The 24,611-nt window shown below is 41.3% G+C and carries 23 protein-coding genes and 3 pseudogenes; 12 read left to right on the forward strand and 14 right to left on the reverse strand.

Annotated elements, in window-relative coordinates; genetic code table 11:
* The 6 genes from RMY64_RS21955 to gatB form a co-directional block, all read right to left on the reverse strand.
* Positions 1 to 207, reverse strand: a 207-nt coding sequence (locus tag RMY64_RS21955) for a hypothetical protein (RefSeq protein ID WP_322701097.1), incomplete at its 3' end; no start/stop codon positions are given.
* Between the two features lie 84 nt (positions 208 to 291).
* Positions 292 to 2,298: a nitrate ABC transporter ATP-binding protein gene (locus tag RMY64_RS21960; RefSeq protein WP_322701130.1), complete on the reverse strand. Its 2,007-nt coding sequence runs from the start codon at positions 2,296 to 2,298 to the stop codon at positions 292 to 294.
* Between the two features lie 122 nt (positions 2,299 to 2,420).
* On the reverse strand, positions 2,421 to 3,260 hold the full coding sequence (gene ntrB, locus RMY64_RS21965) for a nitrate ABC transporter permease (RefSeq protein WP_322675476.1): 840 nt from the start codon (positions 3,258 to 3,260) through the stop codon (positions 2,421 to 2,423).
* Between the two features lie 106 nt (positions 3,261 to 3,366).
* Positions 3,367 to 4,749, reverse strand: a complete 1,383-nt coding sequence (locus RMY64_RS21970; RefSeq protein WP_322701098.1) for a CmpA/NrtA family ABC transporter substrate-binding protein — start codon at positions 4,747 to 4,749, stop codon at positions 3,367 to 3,369.
* A gap of 774 nt (positions 4,750 to 5,523) precedes the next feature.
* The gene (argJ, locus tag RMY64_RS21975; protein ID WP_322675482.1) at positions 5,524 to 6,765 is read right to left on the reverse strand and encodes a bifunctional ornithine acetyltransferase/N-acetylglutamate synthase; all 1,242 of its coding nucleotides are present in this window, start codon (positions 6,763 to 6,765) and stop codon (positions 5,524 to 5,526) included.
* Positions 6,766 to 7,441: 676 nt separating this feature from the next.
* Positions 7,442 to 8,917, reverse strand: a complete 1,476-nt coding sequence (gene gatB, locus RMY64_RS21980; RefSeq protein WP_322701099.1) for an Asp-tRNA(Asn)/Glu-tRNA(Gln) amidotransferase subunit GatB — start codon at positions 8,915 to 8,917, stop codon at positions 7,442 to 7,444.
* Between the two features lie 129 nt (positions 8,918 to 9,046).
* On the opposite strand from gatB, the gene RMY64_RS21985 reads away from it, so the two are divergent.
* The 3 genes from RMY64_RS21985 to RMY64_RS21995 all read left to right on the forward strand — a co-directional run bounded on the left by RMY64_RS21985 (position 9,047) and on the right by RMY64_RS21995 (position 10,545).
* The gene (locus tag RMY64_RS21985) at positions 9,047 to 9,559 is read left to right on the forward strand and encodes a DNA topology modulation protein (protein ID WP_322701100.1); all 513 of its coding nucleotides are present in this window, start codon (positions 9,047 to 9,049) and stop codon (positions 9,557 to 9,559) included.
* Positions 9,560 to 9,739: 180 nt separating this feature from the next.
* A complete protein-coding gene (locus RMY64_RS21990; protein ID WP_322675481.1) occupies positions 9,740 to 10,039 on the forward strand; it encodes a hypothetical protein in 300 nt (99 codons plus the stop codon).
* A gap of 5 nt (positions 10,040 to 10,044) precedes the next feature.
* Positions 10,045 to 10,545: a PIN domain-containing protein gene (locus RMY64_RS21995; RefSeq protein WP_322685988.1), complete on the forward strand. Its 501-nt coding sequence runs from the start codon at positions 10,045 to 10,047 to the stop codon at positions 10,543 to 10,545.
* Between the two features lie 392 nt (positions 10,546 to 10,937).
* Here RMY64_RS21995 and purH read toward each other — a convergent pair whose 3' ends face one another.
* On the reverse strand, positions 10,938 to 12,458 hold the full coding sequence (gene purH, locus RMY64_RS22000; protein WP_322701101.1) for a bifunctional phosphoribosylaminoimidazolecarboxamide formyltransferase/IMP cyclohydrolase: 1,521 nt from the start codon (positions 12,456 to 12,458) through the stop codon (positions 10,938 to 10,940).
* A 227-nt stretch (positions 12,459 to 12,685) separates the two neighbouring features.
* Between purH and RMY64_RS22005 the strand changes: the two genes are divergently transcribed.
* The 6 genes and pseudogenes from RMY64_RS22005 (at position 12,686) to RMY64_RS22030 (ending at position 16,344) form a co-directional block, all read left to right on the forward strand.
* Positions 12,686 to 13,264, forward strand: a complete 579-nt coding sequence (locus tag RMY64_RS22005; protein ID WP_322701102.1) for a Uma2 family endonuclease — start codon at positions 12,686 to 12,688, stop codon at positions 13,262 to 13,264.
* A 211-nt stretch (positions 13,265 to 13,475) separates the two neighbouring features.
* Positions 13,476 to 14,081 carry an alpha/beta hydrolase gene (locus tag RMY64_RS22010; RefSeq protein ID WP_416211849.1) on the forward strand — a complete coding sequence of 202 codons (606 nt, stop codon included), beginning with the start codon at positions 13,476 to 13,478 and terminating at the stop codon, positions 14,079 to 14,081.
* A 155-nt stretch (positions 14,082 to 14,236) separates the two neighbouring features.
* Positions 14,237 to 14,449 carry a DUF2555 domain-containing protein gene (locus RMY64_RS22015; RefSeq protein ID WP_094351471.1) on the forward strand — a complete coding sequence of 71 codons (213 nt, stop codon included), beginning with the start codon at positions 14,237 to 14,239 and terminating at the stop codon, positions 14,447 to 14,449.
* Positions 14,450 to 14,550: 101 nt separating this feature from the next.
* Positions 14,551 to 15,792, forward strand: a complete 1,242-nt coding sequence (gene coaBC / locus RMY64_RS22020) for a bifunctional phosphopantothenoylcysteine decarboxylase/phosphopantothenate--cysteine ligase CoaBC (protein WP_322685984.1) — start codon at positions 14,551 to 14,553, stop codon at positions 15,790 to 15,792.
* 119 nt (positions 15,793 to 15,911) lie between these two features.
* A pseudogene (locus tag RMY64_RS22025) lies at positions 15,912 to 16,079 on the forward strand (IS630 transposase-related protein); the annotation flags it as partial.
* A 106-nt stretch (positions 16,080 to 16,185) separates the two neighbouring features.
* Complete coding sequence (locus tag RMY64_RS22030; protein WP_322685983.1) at positions 16,186 to 16,344, forward strand: hypothetical protein; 159 nt, start codon at positions 16,186 to 16,188, stop codon at positions 16,342 to 16,344.
* 15 nt (positions 16,345 to 16,359) lie between these two features.
* On the opposite strand, the pseudogene RMY64_RS22035 reads toward RMY64_RS22030, so the two are convergent.
* Positions 16,360 to 17,236 (reverse strand): annotated as a pseudogene (locus RMY64_RS22035) (IS630 family transposase).
* 14 nt (positions 17,237 to 17,250) lie between these two features.
* Between RMY64_RS22035 and RMY64_RS22040 the strand changes: the two are divergent.
* The gene (locus tag RMY64_RS22040) at positions 17,251 to 17,904 is read left to right on the forward strand and encodes a metallophosphoesterase (protein WP_322701103.1); all 654 of its coding nucleotides are present in this window, start codon (positions 17,251 to 17,253) and stop codon (positions 17,902 to 17,904) included.
* Positions 17,905 to 18,043: 139 nt separating this feature from the next.
* Entirely contained in the window at positions 18,044 to 19,486 is a 1,443-nt protein-coding gene (locus RMY64_RS22045) for an ATP-dependent DNA helicase RecQ (RefSeq protein WP_322701104.1), read from the forward strand.
* A 119-nt stretch (positions 19,487 to 19,605) separates the two neighbouring features.
* On the opposite strand, the gene RMY64_RS22050 is transcribed toward RMY64_RS22045, so the two are convergent.
* The 6 genes and pseudogenes from RMY64_RS22050 to pheS all read right to left on the reverse strand — a co-directional run bounded on the left by RMY64_RS22050 (position 19,606) and on the right by pheS (position 23,341).
* Complete coding sequence (locus RMY64_RS22050; protein ID WP_322701105.1) at positions 19,606 to 19,911, reverse strand: DUF433 domain-containing protein; 306 nt, start codon at positions 19,909 to 19,911, stop codon at positions 19,606 to 19,608.
* A gap of 130 nt (positions 19,912 to 20,041) precedes the next feature.
* Positions 20,042 to 21,043, reverse strand: a complete 1,002-nt coding sequence (locus RMY64_RS22055) for a hypothetical protein (protein ID WP_322701106.1) — start codon at positions 21,041 to 21,043, stop codon at positions 20,042 to 20,044.
* A 99-nt stretch (positions 21,044 to 21,142) separates the two neighbouring features.
* Positions 21,143 to 21,744: pseudogene (locus tag RMY64_RS22060) on the reverse strand (Uma2 family endonuclease).
* Positions 21,745 to 21,807: 63 nt separating this feature from the next.
* Positions 21,808 to 22,092: a type II toxin-antitoxin system YafQ family toxin gene (locus tag RMY64_RS22065; RefSeq protein ID WP_190730806.1), complete on the reverse strand. Its 285-nt coding sequence runs from the start codon at positions 22,090 to 22,092 to the stop codon at positions 21,808 to 21,810.
* Positions 22,089 to 22,304, reverse strand: coding sequence for a hypothetical protein (locus RMY64_RS22070; RefSeq protein ID WP_322701107.1), 216 nt, complete (start codon positions 22,302 to 22,304; stop codon positions 22,089 to 22,091). Before RMY64_RS22070 ends, RMY64_RS22065 begins: the two co-directional genes overlap by 4 nt.
* A 44-nt stretch (positions 22,305 to 22,348) precedes the next feature.
* Positions 22,349 to 23,341, reverse strand: coding sequence for a phenylalanine--tRNA ligase subunit alpha (pheS, locus tag RMY64_RS22075; RefSeq protein ID WP_229490194.1), 993 nt, complete (start codon positions 23,339 to 23,341; stop codon positions 22,349 to 22,351).
* 371 nt (positions 23,342 to 23,712) lie between these two features.
* Here pheS and surE point away from each other — a divergent pair, with 371 nt between their 5' ends.
* Entirely contained in the window at positions 23,713 to 24,519 is an 807-nt protein-coding gene (gene surE, locus RMY64_RS22080) for a 5'/3'-nucleotidase SurE (protein WP_322675278.1), read from the forward strand.
* Positions 24,520 to 24,611 lie beyond the last annotated feature (92 nt).

The following is a 24,611-nucleotide window of genomic DNA, read 5'->3' on the forward strand; positions in this document are numbered from 1 at the left end:
GTTCAAATACTCGTTAACGGAGTAAAAAGGTGGATTCATCCGGTTCAAATACTCGTTAACGGAGTAAAAAGGTGGATTCATCCAGTTCAAACATTCGTTAACGGAGATAAAAGGTGGATTCATCCAGTTCAAATACTCGTTGACGGAGATAAAAGGTGGATTCATCCAGTTCAAATACTCGTTAACGGAGATAAAAGGTGGATTCATCCAGCTCAAACACTCGTTAACGGAGTAAAAAGGTTCGCGCGTGATGTGCTACTTCTTCCACTCCCTCTTTCTCTCACGATTTTTTTATGAGGCGAGTCTCCTTCTGGGTGCATCAAGAACAACTTCCGCGACTGAAAAATCACGTTTAATTTTCAAGCTGTTGAGATAAGCGATCGGATCGTCGGCGTTAAAGGGAGTACCATCGAACAGTTTGATCGGTTGGCGAATATAGCTGATATCCAAACCTAATTCTCGTGCGGCGGTACTGAAAACACGCACGCGACACACCCGTTCCACAACTTCTACCCAATTTCTGGGGAAGGGAGTATCACCCCAACGCGCCAATTGACTCATAATCCAAATTTGTTCGGTGCGACTGGGGCGGTTAATGGCGGACTCAGAATAAAACTGGTGATGGGCATAATCCCGCAACGGATGGTTTAAATCACAACTGAGACTATCTGGATCTTCGAGTTGAATATATTCTAAATCAGTGCTGACGTAATCTCGCCCTGCTAAAATTTGCCGAATTTCTTCGGTATTTTCGGGATTTGCACAATACTGACAAGCTTCTAACAAAGCTTTAGTCAAAGCAATATGCGTATTTGGATAATTTTCTGCCCAATCTTCCCGCACACCAAGAACTTTACCGGGGTGTCCCAGCCAAACTTCTAAGTCGGTAGCGATGGTAAAACCGACACCTTCCACAGCCGCGCGGTAGTTCCAAGGTTCGCCGACGCAGTAACCATCAATGCTTCCAGCTTTTAAGTCAGCTACCATCTGCGCTGGGGGAATGGTCTTCATATCCACATCGCTATCGGGGTCAATTCCACCAGCCGCTAGCCAGTAACGCAATAGCAAGTTGTGCATAGAAGCGGGATGCACTACCCCCATTGTATGCCGTTGTTCGTGGGTGAGAATCAGATGATTTCTGAAGTCTGATAAGGTTTGCACGCCTTGGTCGTAAAAGCGTTTTGCCAAGGTGATGGCGTTACCGTTGCGAGTCATGGTGAGGGCGGTGACAACGGGTAGAGGTTGGTTATTATGTCCTCCCAAAGAAAGCCACATCGGCATCCCTGAAGGCATTTGAGCCGCATCCAAATAACCGCCACTGATGCCATCTTCTATACCCCGCCAGCTACTTTCGCGCACCAGGTTAACTTCATCTAAACCGTGCTTGACAAAGAAGCCTTTTTCTTTAGCAACTGCTAAGGGGGCGCAAGCTGTCAGAGGTAAAAAGCCAATTTCTAGGTTAACTTTTTCTAATCCATGACGGGCAACGTCGGCAGTTTTCCGCGCCCGAATTTTCTTGATCCGTTTCTGCTGATTGAGGAAGTAAATCATCTCACTCCGCAAGCTGTAGTAGCTGGGATGTTCTACTACTTCCATCCGCTTCCGGGGTCTGGGAATATCCACTTCTAAAATGTCGCCGATTTTAGATTCGGGGCCGTTGGTTAACATCACGATTCTGTCAGATAACAGCACTGCTTCATCGACATCATGTGTTACCATCACGGCGGTAACTTGATTTTCTTCGCAGATTTGCATGAGTTGTTCTTGCAAATTGCCGCGTGTGAGTGCATCTAATGCACCAAATGGTTCATCTAGCAAGAGTAATTTAGGACGAATCGCTAAAGCGCGGGCGATCGCAACTCGCTGCTTTTGTCCGCCAGATAACATTCCCGGTTGTTTATCAGCATGGGGACGCAAACCCACCATATTTATATGTTTTTCGACAATGGCTTGGCGTTCGGCTGCGGGTGAACCTTTCATTACTGAGTCCACAGCGAGGGCAATATTTTCTCTTACCGTCCGCCAAGGTAATAGCGAGTAATTTTGGAACACCACCATTCTGTCTGGGCCGGGTTTGGTGATTCTTTGTCCTTCGAGAGTGACAATACCTTCAGTTGGCAAATCCAAACCCGCAATCATATTTAACAGTGTGGATTTACCGCAACCGGAGTGACCAATCAAAGAAATGAATTCTCCTTTTTTAATTTGGAGGTCGATTCCTTTGAGGGCAATATATTTGCCACCACCAGTTAATTCAAAAACTTTTTCAATTTGATCGACAGCTACGAACATACTCATTTGTCCTTTGTCATTTGTCATTTGTCATTTGTCTTTCGTCATTAGTCTTTTATCCTTGGTATGTGGTCATTAGTCCTTAATTTTTTACAAATGACCAATGACTAATGACTAATGACTAATGACTATTTTTGCTCTGCTGGTAAAATCTTGTTTTGCAGCCAGCCCATCGCTTTATCTAGAAGCAACCCAACAACGCCGATATAAACTAGAGCTAAAATTACTTCGCTGACGTTGTTATTTTGATAGGCATCCCAGATAAAAAAGCCGATGCCGACAATACCGGACATGACGATTTCGGCGGCGATAATCGCTAACCAAGCTAAACCGATCGCAATTCTCAATCCAGTAAAGATGTAGGGTAATGCCGCAGGAATCAAGATATTGGTGAAATATTCTTTGCGGCTAAGTTGGAGAACTTTGGCGACGTTGTTGTAATCTTGGGGAATTTGGGTAACGCCGACAGCAGTGTTAATTAAGATGGGCCAAATGGCGGTGATGAAAATTACGAATAAGGCGGCGGGTTCGTTTTGTCGTAAAGCTGCTAAAGAAATCGGAACCCAAGCTAGAGGTGGTACTGTCCGCAGTAGTTGAAAGATGGGGTCTAAAGCTTTGGACATGGTTTTATTAACCCCAATCAAAATGCCCAAGGCAATACCAACGATCGCAGCTAGGGTATAACTGATGGCAACTCGTTGCAGACTAGCGAGAATCTGCCAAAATAGACCTTTATCAATGCCACCTCGGTCATAAAATGGCCAGAAAATTAGAACCCAAGTGTCTTGGATAACTTGTATTGGCCCTGGTAATGTGGCTCCCGGAATCCAAGCGAAGAGTTGCCAGAGAATGAGGAAGATGGCGATCGCGATCGTTGGTGGTATCAGGTCAGGAAATTGCTTTTTCAGGCTGGAGATAAAGCTATTATTCAATCTAGGGCTTGCAGGGCGTTTTTGGGCGAGTGTCATGATGCTGTATTCTCCTGAAATTTTATTTGTTATTTGTCCTTTGTCCTTTGTCATTTGTCCTTTGTCAGTTACTAATGACCAATGACCAATGACCAATGACCAATGACTAAACACTGACTTTTTTGATTTTCAAACTCTTTAAATATTCTTCTGGCTTTTCAGGGTCAAATTTGATGCCATCAAAAAACTCTTCTACACCACGGGATGTATTTGTAGGAATATCAGCAGTAGCAATACCAGCTTCTTTGGCAGCTTCTTTCCAAATATCTTCACGGTTGACTTTGTTGATAAGTTCTCTAGCCTTAGCAGCATTATTGTCTACGTAATCTTTTGGCAAGAATCCCCAACGAACGTTTTCAGCGATGAACCATAAATCGTGACTCTTATATGGATAAGAAACATTACCTTTTCCATCTTTCCAATAGTAAGCAGCCATTGATTTATCATCAATTTTGCGACCATCGCCCATGTCATATTTGCCTTGGTATGGATCTGCGAGAATTTCTGGTGACGAAAGATTGAAATAATTTCGTCCAGCGAGAATTTGAGCCGCTTCTTTGCGATTATCAAAATTATCTAACCACTGTTGGGCTTCCATAATTCCTTTTAAAATTGCTTTGGTAGCCTTGGGATTTTTATCAACCCAATCGCCTCTCATAGCAAGATATTCTTCAGGATGATTTTTCCAAATTTCTGCGGTTAATGCTGCTACATAGCCGATTTTGTCTTGCACCAAGCGATAAGGCCAGGGGTCGCCTGTACTAAAGGCATCCATTGTTCCTGTTTTCATGTTGGCCACAGTTTGCGCTGCTGGTACTGTGAGCAATTTGACATCTGCATCCGGGTCTAAGCCGCCTGCTGCTAACCAGTAGCGAATCCACAAATCTTGGTTGACATGGGGAAAGGTAAATGCAGCTGTGAAAGGAGTTGAAGATTTTAATTCCTTGAATAAAGACTTAGCGCTAGCGAGTTGTAAGCTAATACCTTTGCCTTGGTGCTTGTTTGCGATCGCAATTCCATTTCCATGCGTAATTAATTGACATAATACATACATGGGAATTTTTTGATTCCCCTTAGTAATTAAACCTTCTGTAATTAAATGTGGCATTGGCATCTGCCATTGACCGCCATCTATACCACCACCAGCAGAACCAATTTCTACGTTGTCTCTGGCTGCACCCCAAGAAGCTTGTTTGGAAAGGTCAACATTAGTCATCCCATACTTGGCAAAAAAGCCTTTTTCTTTCGCAATAATTAAAGGAGCCGCTTCTACAATGGGAATATATCCCAGCTTCACTGTAGTAGTTTCTGGTGTTTGTTCGGGGCTAATATTAGCAACCAACTGAGCAGTTGGCTGTGCTTGAGAGCTTCCACCAGTCAGGTTTTCAGGAGGATTACCCAAACAGCCTTTGAGCAATACAGCACTCGCAGATACTCCGGCTGTGAAGATGAATTTGCGGCGAGAAATTTGGTTAAAAAATTCTGTCATAAATATCTCCTGAAAACGTAAATGTTATTTTTTATAGCTATGACAATTTAGGCAAAAAATCTTGGTTTCTTGCATTATTAATGATTAATCAAGCTATATTTTGCCAAGCGATCGCAGCCATCTCATTAATGAAATAGCTAGCTATATAAAAACTCGGTTAAATTATTGGCTCTGCTTTTCTAGTGTGATGCAGAGGTATCATTCACCTTGTTGAAATCAGTTTACAGCCTTTGAAGCCGAAATTGTTAACTTGGAGTCGAGATTATTAAATAAATATTAGATTGGATGTATAAGGAAAAGTTTATCTATTTTAGTTAACTATAGGAAGAATTTCTAATATATAAACTCTTATTTATGATGAGTATTATGTTTACCTTATGATTTCCTGTCTTCACTTCTTTTGTAACTTAATTTTAATAGTTATTTGTTATATATAAGTTTTTATTTATCACAACCATTATGTTATCCCTATAATTTAGGAGCGCACTGCGGTGAGAGTGAGATGGTAAGGCTGGGAAAGTTGAAGACCTAAGCAAATACCTCAAATAGGTGTATTTATTATCTTGCGATCGCAACTATCTGCCGTTTTCAAACACCACGAAGAAACTATCTCTTCCTTCTAAGTTCTATATGCTTCTTAGGCATTTTCCCCGTCCAGCCACAGCATAAGAAACTGTAAGACTATTCTGATACCAATTTAATTAATGATTGCAACACATCCTTGGCTAAAGACGCGATGAATCGCGTCTCTACAAGGCAAACAATTGGAGTAGTTCAGGTAGTGTATTCGGCGTTAATTTTCACGTAGTCATAACTCAAATCACAACCCCAAGCTTTACCTACACCATAACCATTGCCAACGTTAACGGAGATTGACACTGTATCTTCTTGAAGATAAGCACCCATTGATGCTTTTTTCAAATAAGCACTTGCTGCTGCACGGTCAAATTGCAGAGGTTGTCCATTTTCTAACATTAAGAAATTCCCTAGCTTAATTTGCAGGTTTTCTTGCTCAAATGGCACACCTGCACGTCCGGCGGCGGCGGCGATGCGTCCCCAATTTGGATCGCGTCCAAAGATTGCAGATTTAACTAAGGATGAACCGGCGATGGTTTTGGCTATTTGTCGGGCTGAAATTTCATCATGGGCCCCTGTTACTTCTACTTCTATTAAACAGGTTGCACCTTCACCATCACGAGCGATCGCTTTGGCTAAATGCTGACAAACTGCTGTTAACATCGCCTCTAATTTCTCTGCTTCTGCGCCCCATTCTGTAATTGCTGGGGTGCGAGATTGACCGTTTGCCAAGGCAATTAAGCTGTCGTTGGTGCTGGTGTCACCATCCACAGTGATGGAATTAAAGCTTCTATCAGCTGCCCTTGCTAACATCTGTTGCCAAAGGTGAGGCGAAACCACAGCATCACAAGTCACAAACGCCAGCATGGTTGCCATATTGGGGTGAATCATGCCGGAACCTTTGGCAATGCCGCCAATTCTTACCGGGCGATCGCTTATAGTTGTCTGTAGAGCAATGGATTTTGTTACCAAGTCTGTAGTAATAATCGCCCCAGCAGCAGCATCTGAACCTGTTGCTGATAGTGCTGCTACTACTTTAGGAATTCCACTTCGCAAAGCATCCATCTTAATTCTTTGACCAATCACACCAGTGGAAGCCAATAACACAGATTCAGACGAGATGTTCAGGGCTTGGGCTACTGCTAGAGCAGATTCTAGGGTATCAAGGTTGCCTTGAGTTCCTGTCGCGGCGTTTGCTTGTCCAGCATTGCAGAGGATGGCACGAGCGCTTTGTTTGGCTTGCAAGCGTTGGCGACAATATTCTACGCAGGCAGCTTTCACTTGGCTGGTGGTAAATACACCAGCTGCGATCGCTTCCACCTCTGAGAATATCAAAGCTAAATCGGGCAACCCCGAAGGTTTCAATCCTGCGGTAATTCCCGCCGCCTGATACCCCCTTGGTGCTGTGATACCACCTGTGATTTTTTGCCAATCTGCCATCATTCTTCCTTTACAACTATCAGGTTAGATAGGTCAATATGTACTTTACAAAAGTGCCTTGGAAAAGTTCTCAGTGCTGAGTTAGGAGTTAAGAGTTATTAGTTTTGCCCTACTTCCCCAGTCCCCAGTCCTTTTTATTGTGAGTTTATTTGCTGAAGGCAATAATAATGCACCAGTTGGCGATTGGCATAATTGTTTTTACCTTTCTTATGACGAAAAACTAAAACAAAAAAAAGAGAGTTACTTGGGTTGCTCTGTAGATCGTTAGGATACATCTACTTACTAATCTCTCTCATTTACTTTTTAAGGGTTAATACTTATTTATTGAGGCGATTTCTAAAAATTTTGAAATTTATCCGTAAATACCACGAAAATAAAATAAAAAAGAGAGCTACTTAGGCAGCTCTCCAGATCATCAGGGTGCATCTACTTACCACAGCATATCATTTTACGTATGAGGGTTGTCACCAGCTTTTATATGAAGATTGTGTGAAGCAAGACCGGGAAAATACTTAGTCGGGAAATTGGGAATTGGGCATGGGGGATTGGGCATAAGAGGCAGAGGGGCGGGGTGCTGCTCTTGCTGAGGGGAAAACTCTTCTCCCCTGCTCCCCTGCTCCCCTGCCCCTCTGCTCCTCCTACTTCCTCACCCAGCAAAGCTAGCTTGACCGAAACTCTAAACGTTCAGTTTTTTCTCGACCAATTCGTTAGTCAGCTTAGGATCGGCACGTTTGTCTGTCTTTTTGAGAACTTGTCCGACAAAGAAGCCTTTGAGGTTGGTGTTACCGTTGCGATATTTTTCTAGTTCTTTGGGATTGGCGGCTATGACTTCATCGACAATGGGTTCCAGTACACTAGGATCGGTGATTAACTCAAGACCAGCAAAGGCTTTTTCAGGAGAAATACCACTAAGCAAATCTGGCAACTTTTGTTTAGCTTGAGCATTGCTAATTTTACCCGTTTCAATGCGAGTGATAATATCTGCTAAATTGGTGGGAGTCAGCCCGATTTGACTAATAGTGAGTTTTTGCTTATTGAGGTGTGCGGCAATATCTTGAGTAATCCAGTTGGCAGCAGCTTTGGGATTTGCTCCAGATGCGATCGCAGTTTCAAAATATTCGGCTATTGAACGATCTTCTGTTAACACTCGCGCATCGTAAGCGGAAAGCCCCAACTCATTTTCATAATGATGGCGTTTTTGGGCTGGTAATTCTGGTAGTTCGCTACGCCATTGCTCTAATTGTGCATTTGACACCTCAATTGGTGCTAAATCTGGTTCGGGGAAGTAGCGGTAATCACTAGAACCTTCTTTCACGCGCATACTACTTGTGCATTGAGCGCCTTCTTGCCACAGCCGAGTTTCTTGGATAATGCGATCGCCTGCTTCGATGGCAGCGATTTGGCGTTCAATTTCGTAGTCAATCGCCCGTTGGATGGCGCTGAAGGAGTTCATGTTTTTAATTTCTACCTTGGTGCCAAACTCCTTTCGTCCCACTGGACGCACAGAAATGTTGACATCGCAACGCAGAGATCCTTGTTCCATGTTGCCGTCACTCACGCCGAGATACCGGACAATCCGACGCAATTCTTCGGCATATTCAGCCGCTTCTAGTCCAGAACGCAGATCGGGTTCGGAAACAATTTCTACTAATGGGATACCTGCGCGATTGTAGTCTACCAGAGAATAGGAAGAACCGGAGAGGCGATCGCTACCTGCGTGTACCAATTTTCCCGCATCTTCTTCCATGTGCAGACGCGTAATGCCAATGCGTTTGCGAATTGGATTACCCTCAGCATCTACCAACTCAATTTCTAACCAACCGTGTTCTGCGATCGGTAGATCGTATTGAGAAATTTGGTAATTTTTCGGTAAATCTGGATAAAAATACTGCTTACGGTCAAATTTGCTATATTTAGCGATTTGACAATTTAGTGCCAAACCAGCTTTGACGGCGTATTCTAATACTTTTTGATTGAGTACAGGTAAAACCCCAGGTAAACCCATACAAACCGGGTCAATGTTAGTATTGGGGTCAGAGCCGAATGCCGTAGAGCTATTAGAGAAAATCTTGGTATTGGTACTCAGTTGACAATGGGTTTCTAGACCAATAATCGCTTCATACTCAGTTTTTACAGTCGTAGCAGTGGTCATAATATCAATAATTTGGGCATAATCCTTGTAGTGGTACTATTGTAGCGGCGTATTGAGTTGCTCTGAAGACGGTTATTTGGGTGAGCAATGCTTACCTTTTGGGTTTGAAAAGGGAGATGCACATCTAAAGTGAAGAAAATCTTAATCATTGGTTCTGGAGGTGCTGGTAAATCTACCCTAGCCCGCGAATTGGGAACCATCTTAAGTTTAGAAGTGATTCACTTGGATGCTTGGTACTGGAATCCTGGTTGGGTTGAGACTCCAAAAACTGAATGGCAAAGTATTATCCAAGACCTAACCCGACGAGAATCTTGGATTATGGATGGTAATTATGGCGCTACTCTCGACCTTCGTTTGTCGGTTGCAGATACGGTAATTTTTTTGGACTTTCCCCGGCTTTTATGTTTATCGCGAGTAATTAAACGTCGCTTTATATATGCAGGACAATCTCGATTTGATATGGCATCAGATTGTCTTGAAAGATTGAATTGGGAATTTCTCAAGTATATCTGGTCATACCCAATTACTCATCGCCCTGGAATTTTAGAAAAACTTAGTCAAGTAACACCGAACCAGCAAGTTATTATTCTCTGCAAACCACTAGAAGTCAGAGAGTTTTTGCAAAAGATTTCTCAATATTAAAATTTACTCAATTGATTTTTATTAAAATTATCTGAAAGAATATTGCATTTACTAGCAAAGAAACGCTATAGGTAGAGTGGATCTTGCTATTTATGTGCTAACCAATTACCAGTACCCAAGGATAAATTACTATAATAAGGTATTAAATTGGCAAATTTATGTCAGGGATCAAATAAAATTATGATTGATGTCAAAACAGCAGTAAATGCTGCCTATGGATACATAAAATCCATACAAGACATGATGGGTTCTTCATTAGGAGATTTGAGACTTGAAGAAGTTGAACTTTCTGAGGATAAAAGCTTCTGGTTGATTACTCTAGGGTTTGATATTCCTAAAAAAGCTCCTAAAAGCCGATTGGAAGACTTAATTCCTTCTTCTCTTGCTTCTACCCCTGTGTTGTATGAACGAGAATATAAACTTTTTAAAGTGAATTCTCAAACTGGCGAAGTAGAAGCAATGAAAATTAGACAAGTATGAAAGATATGATTAATTCCCTAATTCGTCGTTATCACCAAAAGGGAATTTTAATTGATACAAATATCCTACTTCTTTACTTTGTTGGGACGGTCAATCGAGAAAGAATAACCCGATTTAATCGAACGCAGCAATTCCTACCAGAAGATTACGATCTTCTGGTAGGAATCATTAGCAAATTTCGGAAACTTGTAACAACCCCAAATATTTTGACTGAAGTCTCTAACTTTGTCGATAAACTTGTTGAACCTGAACGTTCTCAGTGCTTTACAATATTTGCTCTATTTGTTCAAAATGCTGATATGTTGGATGAATACTATATAAAGAGTTTAGATGCTGTTAATACTGAAAAATTTATCAAATTTGGACTTACTGACAGTGGAATCCTAACTTTATCTAAAGGTAAGTATCTTGTCCTAACTGATGACTTCAAGCTAGCAAATTATCTTCCGAGTGTAGAAGTCGACGTGATTAACTTTAACAATATTCGTGTCTTTAACTGGAAGTAAAAATATGAAATTATTTTGGAAGCGTTAATTTCTATAATTTTTATGAAGCGTTAATTTCTATAATTTTTATATAGAAATTAAAAAATGCCTGGGAGTGTTGCCGTGTTTCCACCCCAGACATTTTTTATTCTTAACTTGCTCCTCACACACAAATAGATAATATCACTACTTCTATCAAATGGCAAGTATATTGAGTGACATTTTCAAAACTGCATAAGCAATCCAATTTCTGACAAATTAAAAAGCGCTTGGGAGTGTTGCCGTGTTTCCACCCCAGGCGCTTTTTATTTTTAACTTGCTCCTCACACACGATTAGATAATATCATTGCTTCAATTATAAAGAAAGTATTTAGTGTGACACTTTGTAAACTGCACACCTAATAAGCAATGATTTAGTGTAAAAAGTGACGTACACCAGTTAATACCATCAGTAAGCCCAGTTCGTTGGCAGCAATGATAGAATCTTTATCGCGCAAACTTCCCCCAGGTTGGACAATGGCTGTAATTCCTGCGGCTGCGGCTGTTTTGACTGAATCATCAAAGGGGAAAAATCCATCGCTGGCGAGAGTCGCACCTTTGGCTTTTTCTCCAGCTTGTTCTAGAGCAATTTTAACTGAGCCGACGCGGTTCATTTGACCAGCACCTACTCCTAGTGTAGTGCGATCGCTTGTGACAACAATGGCATTCGATTTAACGTGTTTGCAAACTTTCCACGCAAACAGCAATTCCGCTAATTCGCTGTCGGTGGGTTGACGTTCGGTAACTATTTGCCATTGACTGGTGTCAGCAATTATATCATCGCTAGTTTGGACAAGAAAACCACCTGCGATCGCTTTCACTGTATCCTTAGGGCCACTGCTCAAATCAGCTAGAGTCAAAACCCGCACGTTAGACTTTTTGGCAAGGATTTCTTCAGCTTCTGCATCACAACTTGGTGCAACCACACACTCTAAAAATGTTTTAGTTAACTCGCTAGCTGTAGCCGCATCAATCGGACGGTTGAGTGCGACAATTCCACCAAAGGCAGAAGTAGAATCGGCGTTGAAAGCTTTTTGATACGCTTCGGAAATAGTATTTCCCAATGCCGTACCACAGGGATTTGTATGTTTGATAATCGTTGCTGCTGGGGTATCAGTGAATTCCGCAATAATTTGGCGTGCAGCTTCTAAATCAACTAAATTATTGTAACTAAGTTCTTTGCCTTGCAATTTTGTAGCAGCTGCCCATCCTGTTGGGGTAGTACCAGTTTGATACCAGCTGGCGGGTTGATGAGGGTTTTCGCCGTAACGCAGAGATTGCAATTGTGTGCCGCTAAGGGTGTACTGCTCTGCTTGGGCGAGATAAGATGCAATCGCGCGATCGTAGCTAGCAGTGTGCGAGAATCCTTTTAATGCCGCCTTTTGCCGAAACTCTAGGGATGCTTCGCCGTTATTTTGCCGCAATTCCTCTAAATACTCGTCATACTGTGCGGGATCGCATAATACAGCCAAATGGGCGAAATTTTTCGATGATGCCCGTAGCATAGCCGGGCCACCGATATCAATTTGTTCAACAGCTTCAGCTAATGTTACCCCTGGTTTAGCGATCGTTTCCTCAAAAGGATAAAGATTCACCACCACTAAATCAATCGGGCGAATTTGGTTATTTTCCAAATCTGTAATATCTTGAGGAACATCCCGCCGTGCCAAAATTCCGCCATGAATTCGGGGATGTAGCGTTTTAACTCGACCACCTAAAATTTCTGGCGAACCTGTGTAATCAGCAACCTTAGTAACTGGGAGTCCAGCATCTTTGAGTGCTTGGGCTGTTCCCCCACTGCTGATTAAATCAAAGTCGAATTCTTCAACCAAGCTACGGGCTAGGTCAATTAAACCAGTTTTGTTAGATACACTCAGCAGGGCTAGACGCGCCATTGATCGATTCCTTAAAAGTAGGCTAGAAGCGAAGGATCTCAAGTTTTGCATAAGCCTTGGTTCACTTCAAGACTATGAGGAATAATATTGATTCGTGTAATTTATATGCTTACATCCCCCACAGTTAGCACTGTCGAAAATGCTGAAAATAAGGACTAAGTAGGCTTAGTCTCTAATATTTGCGATCGCCTAAACTAAAAGTAAGCATCTTTTTCCACGTAACACTTATGGTTCAGTCTTCTAATCAACGCCTCACCCTAGAAGAATTTCTCGCACTTCCCGAAGGAGATATTACATACGAGTTTGTTAATGGTGAAGCTGTACCTAAATATAAAGATAATGGAATGTCACCAAAATTTTTTCATGGCTCGACTACTGGTGCTTTATTTATACTATTGTCTGCATGGGCACAAGCAAAAGGTCGAGTTGTGATTGAATGGGCAATTAAACTAACGCGAAATCAACAAGATTGGATGCCTGTAGCCGATCTGACCTATATTTCTTATAACCGTCTTCCTGCTGATTGGCTATTAGACGAAGCTTGTCCTGTCGCACCTGAATTAGTCATCGAAATCATTTCACCTGGTCAAACTTTTGGTGAAATTGCAGAAATTGCGACTGATTATCTGAAAGCTGATGTTTCTTGTGTTTGGGTGGTTGATACAAAAGCTAGAACTATAACTGTATTTGCAGCATCTTCCTTGCCGATTACTTATCGATTTCATCAAATAATTACTGATGATTTACTACCAGAATTGGAAATTACCCCTCACGCAATCTTTCAACAAGCTGGATTAATTCCCTAAAATTTGATTAGGAATCAACAGTTTTTAGCGATCGCTACTTTATGGCATCTAGCGAACTGAATCTTCTCAATACGATCCTACTTGAAGATGAAGCAGAGAACAAATAGTAAATGTAAAGCAGCAAATGCCACTAAATACTAAGTCTGCTTAAAGAGATAGGATCTATGTATAAAAGTAGAATTTTAGGAGTAAACCTCTGTCTTTACAAGCCATTACCGTTCCCACAGCAACTTCTCAACCCGCAGCAGGCTTAATTGTCACTTTGCATGGTTGGGGTGCTAATGCTGAGGATGTAGCATCTTTGTTACCATTGCTCAACTTACCCGATTACCAGTTTGTATTGCCCAATGCACCTTATCCTTATCCCTATTCCCCGATAGGGAGGGCATGGTATGAGCTGCGGGGGGAAAATATGTATCAAGGTTTGGCAGAAAGTCGGCAACTGCTAACAGATTTCTTGGAATCTTTAGAAAGTACCACTGGCATACCTTTGTCACGTACCATTTTGAGTGGATTTTCTCAAGGCGGAGCAATGACTTTAGATGTCGGCTCAAAATTGCCCTTAGCAGGTTTAGTTGTCATGAGTGGGTATTTACATCCTGACGCGCTAACGGCAGCTAAAAGTGGGATTGGGCCGACTTTAATCACTCACGGTAAATATGATGAAGTTGTGCCCCTGCAAGCTGCTTTGAAGGCACGAGAAACTCTCAAGTCTCTTGGAGTGGCGGTAGAATACCACGAATTTGATATGGGGCATGAAATAGATCCAAAAACGTTAGAGGTGCTACGAAATTTCGTTGTAAATACAATTGCTTAGTCAGGATTACGAATTTTTTATAAATTCTGGTACAAATTCTGACAATTTTCACGAACTTAATGACTTCTAATGAGTAATATATATTGGGTGGCTGCGAAAGAGCGCAACTTAACCCATGCTGAAGGCGAGTGCTGCATAAGGGAGGGGCAAGTATTATGACAACTCTAAGCATTTCCCAAAAAGAAATTGCTGCCATGAGTGCAGTAGAAGTAGAAGAACTAGCTACACGTCTGGAACTGGATAATTATAGTAATGCTTTTGAGGGTTTAAATGATTGGCATCTATTGCGAGCGATCGCATTTCAGCGTCCAGAGTTAGTTGAACCCTATATCTACCTCTTAGACTTGGAACCCTACGATGAAGCGTAACAATTTTTGATTTTAAATTTTAGATTTTAGATTGGGGTCAACTGGCTACAATCAGAGATTATCAGGGGTTAATGTCTCACTTGCTTAATCCGAAAGTACCAATGCAATCTCCTTTAAATCCAAAATCCAAAATCCAAAATCTAAAATTGAACAGGGTTCTCATTGGTGTAGGTGGCGGTATCGCCGCCTACAAAATCTGTGAACTAGTTTCGACGCTGTTTAAAACTGGGGTGGAAATCCGAGTCATCCTCACCCGTTCGGCGCAAAAATTTATCACGCCTCTGACAATATCCACCCTATCTCGTCATCCCGCCTACACAGATGATGATTTTTGGCAACCAACTCACTCTCGTCCGTTGCATATTGAGTTGGGTGAATGGGCAGATATTATGGTAATTGCCCCTTTGACAGCTAATACATTAGCAAAGCTAGCCTACGGGATGGCTGATAATTTACTCACAAATACTGTGTTGGCTTCTACTTGTCCCGTGCTGTTAGCACCCGCAATGAATACTGATATGTGGGAACAGCGATCGGTGCAGCGAAATTGGCAACAGCTATTAATCGATAGCCGATATCATGGGATGAATACAGCATCAGGATTGTTAGCGTGCGATCGCATCGGTGCTGGTAGATTAGCAGAACCTCCAGAAATTTTGGCTCACATCCAATCGCTGTTACACACTCAAGGTAAACGAGATTTAGTAGGTAAACGAGTCTTAATTAGTGCTGGGGGAACGCGAGAATTTCTTGACCCGGTGAGGTTTATTGGTAATCCTTCTACAGGTAAAATGGGATTGGCTTTAGCGCAAGCTGCATTTCACCGAGGGGCAAACGTCACCTTAGTACATGGCCCAGCTAATTGGGATGTACCATTGGGAGTACAAGCAATTCCCGTTGTTAGTGCAGACGAAATGCAGCACGTGATGGTGGAATGTTTACCCAATGCTGATGTAATTGTGATGTCAGCAGCCGTGGCAGATGTGAAGCCACGAGATTATAGTACAGAGAAATTGCCCAAGCGATCGCTCCCCCAAGCCTTACCCCTGGAACCCGTACCGGATATAGTTGCCCAGTTAGCACAACTCAAACAGCCGCATCAAAGATTAATTGGTTTTGCTGCACAAACTGGCGATATTGTCAAACCTGCATTAGAAAAGTTACACAATAAAAAACTCGATGCTATTGTTGCCAATCCTATCGATCGAGCTGATAGTGGTTTTGGTAGCGATAATAATCAAGCGATATTTTTAGATAGTCAAGGAAATCAGGTAAAAATTGCACCTTGTTCTAAATTAGAAATGGCGCATCAATTATTTGATTTTGTCATTACCGAATTTTAGATTTTTAATTTTGCAGAAAGTAGAGGTATAGCAACCGCCAAGATGGTTAGGACAAACGGTATAATCTCTGATTAAAGTCCGATTGGATACTGACTAAACATTCAGTACAAGAACAGATCGTGCCAAAACCCTACAGTTACGACTTACGTCAGAAGGTAATTCAGGCAATTGAGTTAGACGGGATGAACAAGAGTAAAGCGGCTCAAGTTTTTCAAATCAGTCGAAATACAATCAACCTTTGGCTTCAACGAAAAGTCAGCACGGGAGATTATAAAGCCTTACCAAATCAACCACTCTTGTAATGGTCGCAAAATTACTGACTGCTGCTATAGCATTGGGATTTAAACGCATCATGATTTTCTTTCGTTCTGTCAATGCAATTATAGAATTAGCATGAAAATTCACATATTAAGTGATTTGCATCTTGAATTTAAACCCTTTAATACTCCTGATATAAATGCGGATATTGTTGTTTTAGCTGGAGATATTGATTTAAGAGAAAGAGGAATAAAATGGGCAATTCAAAATATTCCCAATAAACCAGTGATATAGCAACCGCCAAGGCGGTTAAGCCGCTGTGTGAAGCACAGCTTCCATCGCATCTCTCAGACAGCCAAATTGAATTATTTGCTTACGAATTCGGCTTTTTAACCATGACCAACATCGCTCAATTTTGTGTTTTGATCGGGGGAATAAGATGGCAAGTATTTTAACTGACACCCGGCAGCTTCAATTAATTGAATAATCTGTCCACCTTTATGGAAGCTGGCATTATCTGCAATCACGATTTGACCGGGTTTTAATTGGGGGATTAAGCAAGTTTGCAACCAAGTTTCAAACACACTCCTATTACAAGATCCTTCTACCGTAAAGGGAGCAAATAACTGACCATTACATAGAGCGGCTATCATATTAATCCGTCCTTGTCTTCTGCCACTTTTTAGAGCATAAAAGCGCTTCCCTCTTTGATTCCAGCCATAGCTATAATCTTCTCTACTATCCATCCCAGCTTCATCTATATACACTATGTTCTCTGGTCTATACGTGGTTATCTCTTCAATAAATTTAAATCGTTTAACTTCATCTCTTTGTTGATAACCATAAGTTTTTTTTTTCGAGTGAACCCAATTTTATTTAACGCTCGTGATATAGTGCGATCGCTAATTTCTTCCGACCAGAGTTTGGCCATCTCTACTTGAGTTTTATCCCCATTAGCCTCGACAAAGGAAGTAAATTTTTCCCAGTCAGTAATTTTATGCCCATTGCCAGGTGGTTGATTCGGCAATGCTTGAAAATCTCCTGTTTCACGTTGCCGCTTGAGCCATAATCGAATAGTGTTACGACTAATGTTAAATATACGGCTTGCTTCAGTAATTTTTAAGCCATCAAGCAAGATTGCTTGGATCACTTTTTGCCGGAGGTCATAACTATAAGGTTTGGGCATAAGTTTCCCAGAGGTTGTACTGGAGCTTTCATCAAGGTCTACTTCCAGTTTATGGCTTAACCGCCTTGGCGGTTGCTATATATGTATTAGGTAATCATGAATACTATGGAAGTGCTTATCCAAGACTTGTTGAGAAACTGAAAGATTATTCATTAGGAACTAATGTTCATGTTCTAGAGAATGATTTAGTTACCATTGAGGATGTAAATTTTTTAGGTTGTACCTTATGGACTGATTTTAAACTGTTTGGTGAACCACGTATGGCAGGTGTAGAAGCTAGTCAAGTCATGAACGATTACAAGAAAATTAGATTAAGTCCTCAATACTCAAAGTTAAGAACTATTGACACAGCCCTAATTTGTAAAAAATCAGTTAATTGGTTAAAAAATACATTATCTGGCTTGTCTGGTAAAAATGTAATTATCAGTCATCATGCTCCTAGTGCAAAGTCTATACCTTTTCAATATAAAGAAGATATTTTAAGTGCTGCTTATGTTTCAAATCTTGATACTTTCGTTGAGGAGTCTGGAGCATTATTATGGATTCATGGCCACATTCACAATCAATTAGATTATCAAATCGGTTTGACTCGCGTTATTTGTAATCCGCGTGGTTATCCAGATGAACCAAATAATTACTTTAATCCAGGATTATCAGTGGAGATTTAATAAATAGTTCAGAAGACAGGAGAAACCCGCTTTCTACCTCAATACAGTTCAGTTAAAATGATGAAATTACTGAGCCATTAGCTGGATAACAAAAGCTATATTCAGCATTCAAGGATATGGGTGCATCTAGTTATTGATTATGAATCAGCTTACAACAAAATCTTGGCAAGAAGTTCGCGCTGCTTTCAAACAAATTTGGGGTTATGAAGATTTCCGTCCACCACAAGGAGAAATTGTCAGCAGTTTATTGGCACAAAAAGATGCACTGATTATTATGCCTACAGGTGGTGGTAAGTCAATTTGCTTTCAACTTCCTGCACTGCTACAAACAGGATTAACTTTAGTAGTTTCGCCCTTGGTGGCGTTGATGGAAAACCAAGTTCAGGAACTACGAGAAAGCCACCAAAAAGCAGCGCTTTTACATAGTGAATTGTCTTCATCTCAACGCCGTGCAACTCTGCAAGCTTTAGAACGTCAACAGCTAAGATTACTTTATTTATCGCCCGAAACTTTGCTCAGTGTCCCAGTGTGGGAAAGATTATGCCACCCGCAATTGCAAATTAATGGTTTGATTTTAGATGAAGCTCATTGTTTAGTGCAGTGGGGTGATACTTTTCGCCCAGCTTATCGCAGATTAGGGGCGGTGCGTCCGGCATTGCTCAAATCAAAACCACCAGGAACAAAAATCAGTATCGCCGCTTTTACCGCTACTGCTGACCCCTCAGCCCAAAAAACTATTCAAACAGTTTTACAATTACAGCAACCAGAGATTTTCCGCTTGAATCCTTACCGTCCGAATTTGCATCCCAGCGTTCGCATCGCTTGGACACCACGAGGTAGGAAACAACAATTATTAAAGTTTATTCAAAATAGACCGCAACAATCGGGATTAGTTTATGTTCGCACTCGGAGAGATAGCGAAGATTTAGCCCAATGGTTAGCAGAGATGGGTTACGCTACAGCTAGTTATCATGCGGGATTGGGTGCAACAGAACGCCGTGAAGTAGAAGCAAGCTGGTTAAGTGGCAAAATTCCCTTTGTTGTATGTACCTGTGCGTTTGGCATGGGGATAAATAAAAGCGATGTTCGCTGGGTAGCACATTTTCACGCGCCGCATCTGCTATCTGAATATGTGCAAGAAATTGGCCGCGCTGGAAGGGATGGGAAACCAGCAGAAGCGTTGACATTGGTGAGTGAACCTACAGGGTGGTTAGATTCAGGGGATAAGCAAAGACAGGAGTTTTTTCAAGAACAAATGCGATCGCAACAACAAATAGCGCAGCAACTTGTGAAAAAATTACCAAAACAGGGAGAAGTGAATGCAGTAACTCGACAATTTCCCGAAGGTGCAACGGCGCTAGCTTTACTCCATAGCAATGGTCAGCTAAACTGGCTCGATCCTTTCCATTACAGCATTGGGCAAAAAGCCGGAAATCAGCCACCGACGCAATTACACGCTGCTAAACAGATGCAGCAATACCTAACAACTAAGCAGTGTCGTTGGCAGTTTTTGTTAAATGCCTTTGGTTTTGATAAAGAAGCAGCTAACCTGCGTTGCGGACATTGCGACAATTGCCGCTAAACTACCCTTGCTTGCGATCGCAGAAGAGTTTCTCGGCAAATACTTAGGTGGAAGATTTGAACCTTTGGCAGATATTCCAGGTCATTCAGGAATAGTTAAATAAAGTCTCAAAATGGTGGTTAGTGTGATTCACCGACCACCTTAATATTTTTAATTACAGACGGATGTATTAATTCATCGGGTACTCGGTTTTGCTCAATGTATTCATTAATCTCTGCTTGATGATCGAGATAAAAACTCAAGGCATCAAATACTTGTGCTAGCGTCAAATGTGGCAAATGGTTCAGGATTTCTTCTGGCATAATCCCCAATCGCCACAAACCGACAATTGCACGAACAGATGTCCGAGTACCTATAATTATTGGCTCTCCACTCAAAATTTCCGGGTTGCGGGTAACGTAGCGCGAGGAGGTTTCAGCAAACATAGAATAAATGAAGGAAGCAGAACTGGCGTTGCCTTTAGTTTACCAGTAGTTATGGTCAGCAGGAGACTGGTGCGATCGCAATTGCGCCAGATTAAACCAATACTGCTTCTGTCTTCGGTTGACCTTAACATTATGGACAAATTTGAGAAAAAGTCAAGTTTTTAACCTCTGATTTTGTATAAACTCTTACTGCTAATTCCTCTGGTTGTCCTAGACAATCACCATAACATCCGTTAACAAAAGCAGTCCCCCGATCTCCAACTAACTCAAGAACAAAACGACCAGCTTCTCCTCCAGCAGAAAAATCAGTTTGCTGATAGTGTCTACCTTCTGCAAACCCCTGTGTTTGTATATGACCGATATAATTTTTGAGTTGTTTGCACTCATTCAATTGAGTAATTGCTTGTTTGTAATAAGAGTTATACTCTCTAAAACCTAGATAATTCCTATATTCAATTGGTATAATTAATCCGGGAGTTAATTTTGTGGTACAAGCTATACAGTAAGGAATTAAAATTACTATCAATAATGGAAGTATATTTTTTAAAATATGCTGGTTACGATATTTTTTTTGATTTTGGATTTTACAAGATATATAAATACAAACAAAAGGTAATATTAGTAAAAAACTACAAAGTAGATTAATTATAATAAATATATCTGTATATATCAATTTAGATGTTACTTTAAATGAGTTCCTCGGTGAATTTGCTTTTTTTAAAATACTATCAATCGTCAAAGTTATAATTAAAATTATTGGAGAGATAAACAGAAAAGCAGTCAGTAAATATAAAAATATAATAATGCTATTAATATTAATAGGTAGAATTATTAAATTAAGAATGCAACCTAGAAGTGCAGCAATAATAATTGCGGGAAAAGAAAAATCCTCACGCTTATCACGAAAAGTTAAAATAGACGCTGTACTGCAACATAGAGCGACAAATAATGCCATAGAAAAACTAAAAGGAAAATCGCCTGGGTTATCTAACCAAACTCCAACAAAATCATCTCTGAAAATAATACTTGGTAATACTAATAAAATCAGAAAGGGGAAACTAACCAGAAAGATTAAACTAGTAATAGCTGTGGCTGATGTTTTAGAGTTTAAATAGTTATAACTTTTATGCATTTCAAATTTTTCATCTATAAGAGTTAAGTGAAATATTTAATTAGTAATTAGGAAATTGCAAATAAATTACAGATTGCCTGTCTTGATTTTAAATTTAAACTAAGAAATGGCATCATCCGTATTGCTTTCTCCAGCTTTGAGTACTTGATCTGCGGTTAGCTGTAATTCTGGGAGAATCGTAGAAGCGATCGCACTGTTTCCTGTAAATCGGTTTCTTCATAAAACCCGTCAACTAATATCAGTACGGTAACTACATTTATTTGTGGATCGACAATCCAATATTCAGCAATTCCCCTTGCGGCATACTCGGAACGTTTGTAGCGATAGTCTCGATCTTCATTAGCTTTGCCAGGAGAAACAACTTCGACAACTAATGCTGGAGGAGGCATATCCAAAGTGATTGTAGATCGCGTTGCACCTTCTAAGGCTGTTGCAAGTTCATCCGTCAGCACAACTAAGTCAGGAATGCGAGTTGTCGCGCGAGAACCAGCAACAACAATTTCAACTTTGTTACTTAACCGATTAACTGGGACAAACTTGAGGAAATTGATCAGCAAAAAGAGAGATATCTGGACATTTTTCGGGCTTTCAGGTGGCATTGCAACTAACTCACCTGCCACCAGTTCATATTGGCTATCCGTGCCATCATCATACTTCAAATATTCCTCAAGTGTTAGGCGTTTGCCAGCGATCGCAGTCATTGAATTATTCAATCCTAAATCCAAAATTTGTCAGTAGGAAAATACTAGAACAGCATTTAAAACTCAGTACACTTCGTCATGAGTGCCAATATCAATTAGCAAAATTTCCTCTTCCCCAGATTCTATATTTTGCACGAAGTTAAAGACAATGCGACAATCATAGTCCACTGAACACGCCCAAGCTCCAGACAGTTTGCCTTTAAGTTTATGAGTCTGCAACAATGGATCAAATGGATCGGCGGTTAGTAGTGCTAACCGCTCTCCAATCCGCTCTTGTAATTCTGGCTGTCGTCGTACCAATCGCTTAAATGCTCGTTTAAACGATGATGCCAAAACTACAGTTATCACTTGCGTAACTCATCCATTATTTGAGTAACTGTACCACGGAACACTTTACCCGACTGGTATTCTGCTTGTGCTTGAGCGATATTAGCAGCAATTTCAGAACGCCGCCGTTCTGCCAACCGATGACTTATCAGATCGATTAATGTTTCTTGTTCATCTACTGATAAGTCTTCGATGCTTTCTAAAACTCGATCTAACCTGGAAACTGAAGTCATTATTTATTCTTACCTTGTTTGCAGTACATAACTATTACGTATGCCTAAAATTGCTGCAAAAACCGCAAATCACTAGCATACAAGCGACGAATATCATCGATTTGATGTAACACCATTGCAAAGCGTTCTACACCAAAACCGGCAGCAAACCCTGTATAAACTTCTGGGTCATAACCCACAGACTTAAGTACATTTGGATCGACCATACCGCAGCCCATCACCTCCAGCCAGCGCCCATTCCACTGCAAATCTACTTCAGCCGAAGGTTCGGTAAACGGGAAATAACTGGCGCGGAAACGAATTGGTAAATCGCCAAATATTGCTTGCAAAAATACCTTAATTGTGCCTTTGAGGTCTGTAAAAGTTAGTCCCTCATCAATGGCTAAAAGTTCTATTTGATGGAAAACTGCTGAGTGAGTCGCGTCTACATTATCTCGCCGATAAACTCGCCCTGGAGCCACGACCCGAATCGGTGGTTCTTCTCTTTCCATGTAACGAATTTGCACTGATGAGGTATGAGTCCGTAAAAGATTACCATCTGGCAAGTAGAAGGTATCCTGCATATCACGGGCGGGGTGATCTGGCGGGGTGTTGAGAGCCTCGAAATTATAATAATCTGTTTCCATCTCTGGCCCTTGAGCCACGGTGTAGCCCATACCGACAAAGATATCCAGCGCCCGGTCGATAATGCCGTTGAGAGGATGAATCCGACCTTGGGGGCTGTAAATTCCCGGCATAGTTACATCCAGAGTTTCCGCCTCTAGCAAAGCTTGAATTTGCGCGGCTTCTAAGGCAGCACGTTGCTGGTCTAGACTAGTTTGCAGGGATTCTTTGACTGTATTGGCGATCGCTCCAATTTTTGGTCGTTCCTCTGCACTCATTTGCCCCATACTTCGCAACAGTGCCCCCAGTTCCCCTTTTTTACCCAGATAGTTAACTCTGAGTTCCTCCAGACGTTCTAAGGTGTCGGCGGCTGCGATCGCTTTTTCTCCTTCTTGCCGCAGTGCTAAAAGTTGAGCTTCTAAATTGCTAGTCATTAGTTATTAGTCATTGGTCATTTGTCATTAGTCTATAGTCAAAAGCTGTGAACTGGTCGATAAATAAACTTACAGTTATACCATTAACATCAGCTAAAGGTGAGGGTTGAAACCAAACCTCTGTTTATCAGTTATAGACGATTGGGCTAGTACAGCGGTCGTGTAAATCCAGCTAACATCTCACTTAACCAGACTTGGAGATTGAGCAACTTGTCTTAAAAGTAGGCAAAATTCCGCCACACTCTCTAGTGAGTATAAATATTTTTTTGCTGATTGTGACCTCAGACATTGACAAATGGCTAATAACAAATAACTAATAACTAATGATCGATGACTAATGACCAATGACCAATGACCAATGACTAATGACCATGAAATTACTAATTAGCAACGATGATGGCATTTCTGCCTTGGGGATTCGTACCCTAGCCAACTATTTGGCAGAGGCTGGTCATGATGTGAGTGTAGTTTGTCCCGATCGGGAGCGATCGGCAACTGGACACGGGTTAACTTTACACCAACCGATTCGCGCCGAAATTGTTGAAGAGATTTTTCATCCTACTGTCAAAGCTTGGGCTTGTGATGGCACGCCTTCAGATTGCGTCAAATTGGCGCTGTGGGCTTTGCTGGAAACTCCCCCGGATTTAGTTCTCTCTGGTATTAATCAAGGTGCGAATTTGGGAACTGAAATTCTGTATTCTGGCACTGTTTCTGCGGCAATGGAAGGTCTAATTGAAGGCATACCCAGCGTAGCGCTGAGTCTGATGAGTCACACATCTAAAGATTTTCAAGCTGCTGCTAAGTTTGCCACAGTTCTCGTAGACCAGTTAGCCCAAAAACCGCTGCCAGATTTAATGTTGCTCAACGTCAATATTCCTGCGGTCAAATGGGAAGAAATTGCCGGAGTTGCTCTCACCCGTCAAGGCCTACGGCATTACATTGATGTGTTTAATAAACGAGTCGATCCTCGTGGAAAAACGTACTACTGGTTAACCGGAGAGGTAGTTGAGGATGTGGAACTCCCAAGCGGATTAAATCTGCCTCAAAATGTACCTACAGATGTGGAAGTTGTACGTAAAAACTACATCAGTATCACTCCATTACAATACAATCTTACTTACGCAACTGGATTAGATAAATTATCAGATTGGGAATTCAATTTTCCTGGAATCATTTGATTTATCAGGACAAAAATGGGGTTATTCAAATACATCACGAAAAATGTAGGCTATAACGTAGGGGCACTCTTGAAATAAGCGATACACATTCA

It is taken from the genome of Nostoc sp. DedQUE08 (assembly GCF_034530895.1).
Taxonomy (GTDB): domain Bacteria; phylum Cyanobacteriota; class Cyanobacteriia; order Cyanobacteriales; family Nostocaceae; genus Nostoc.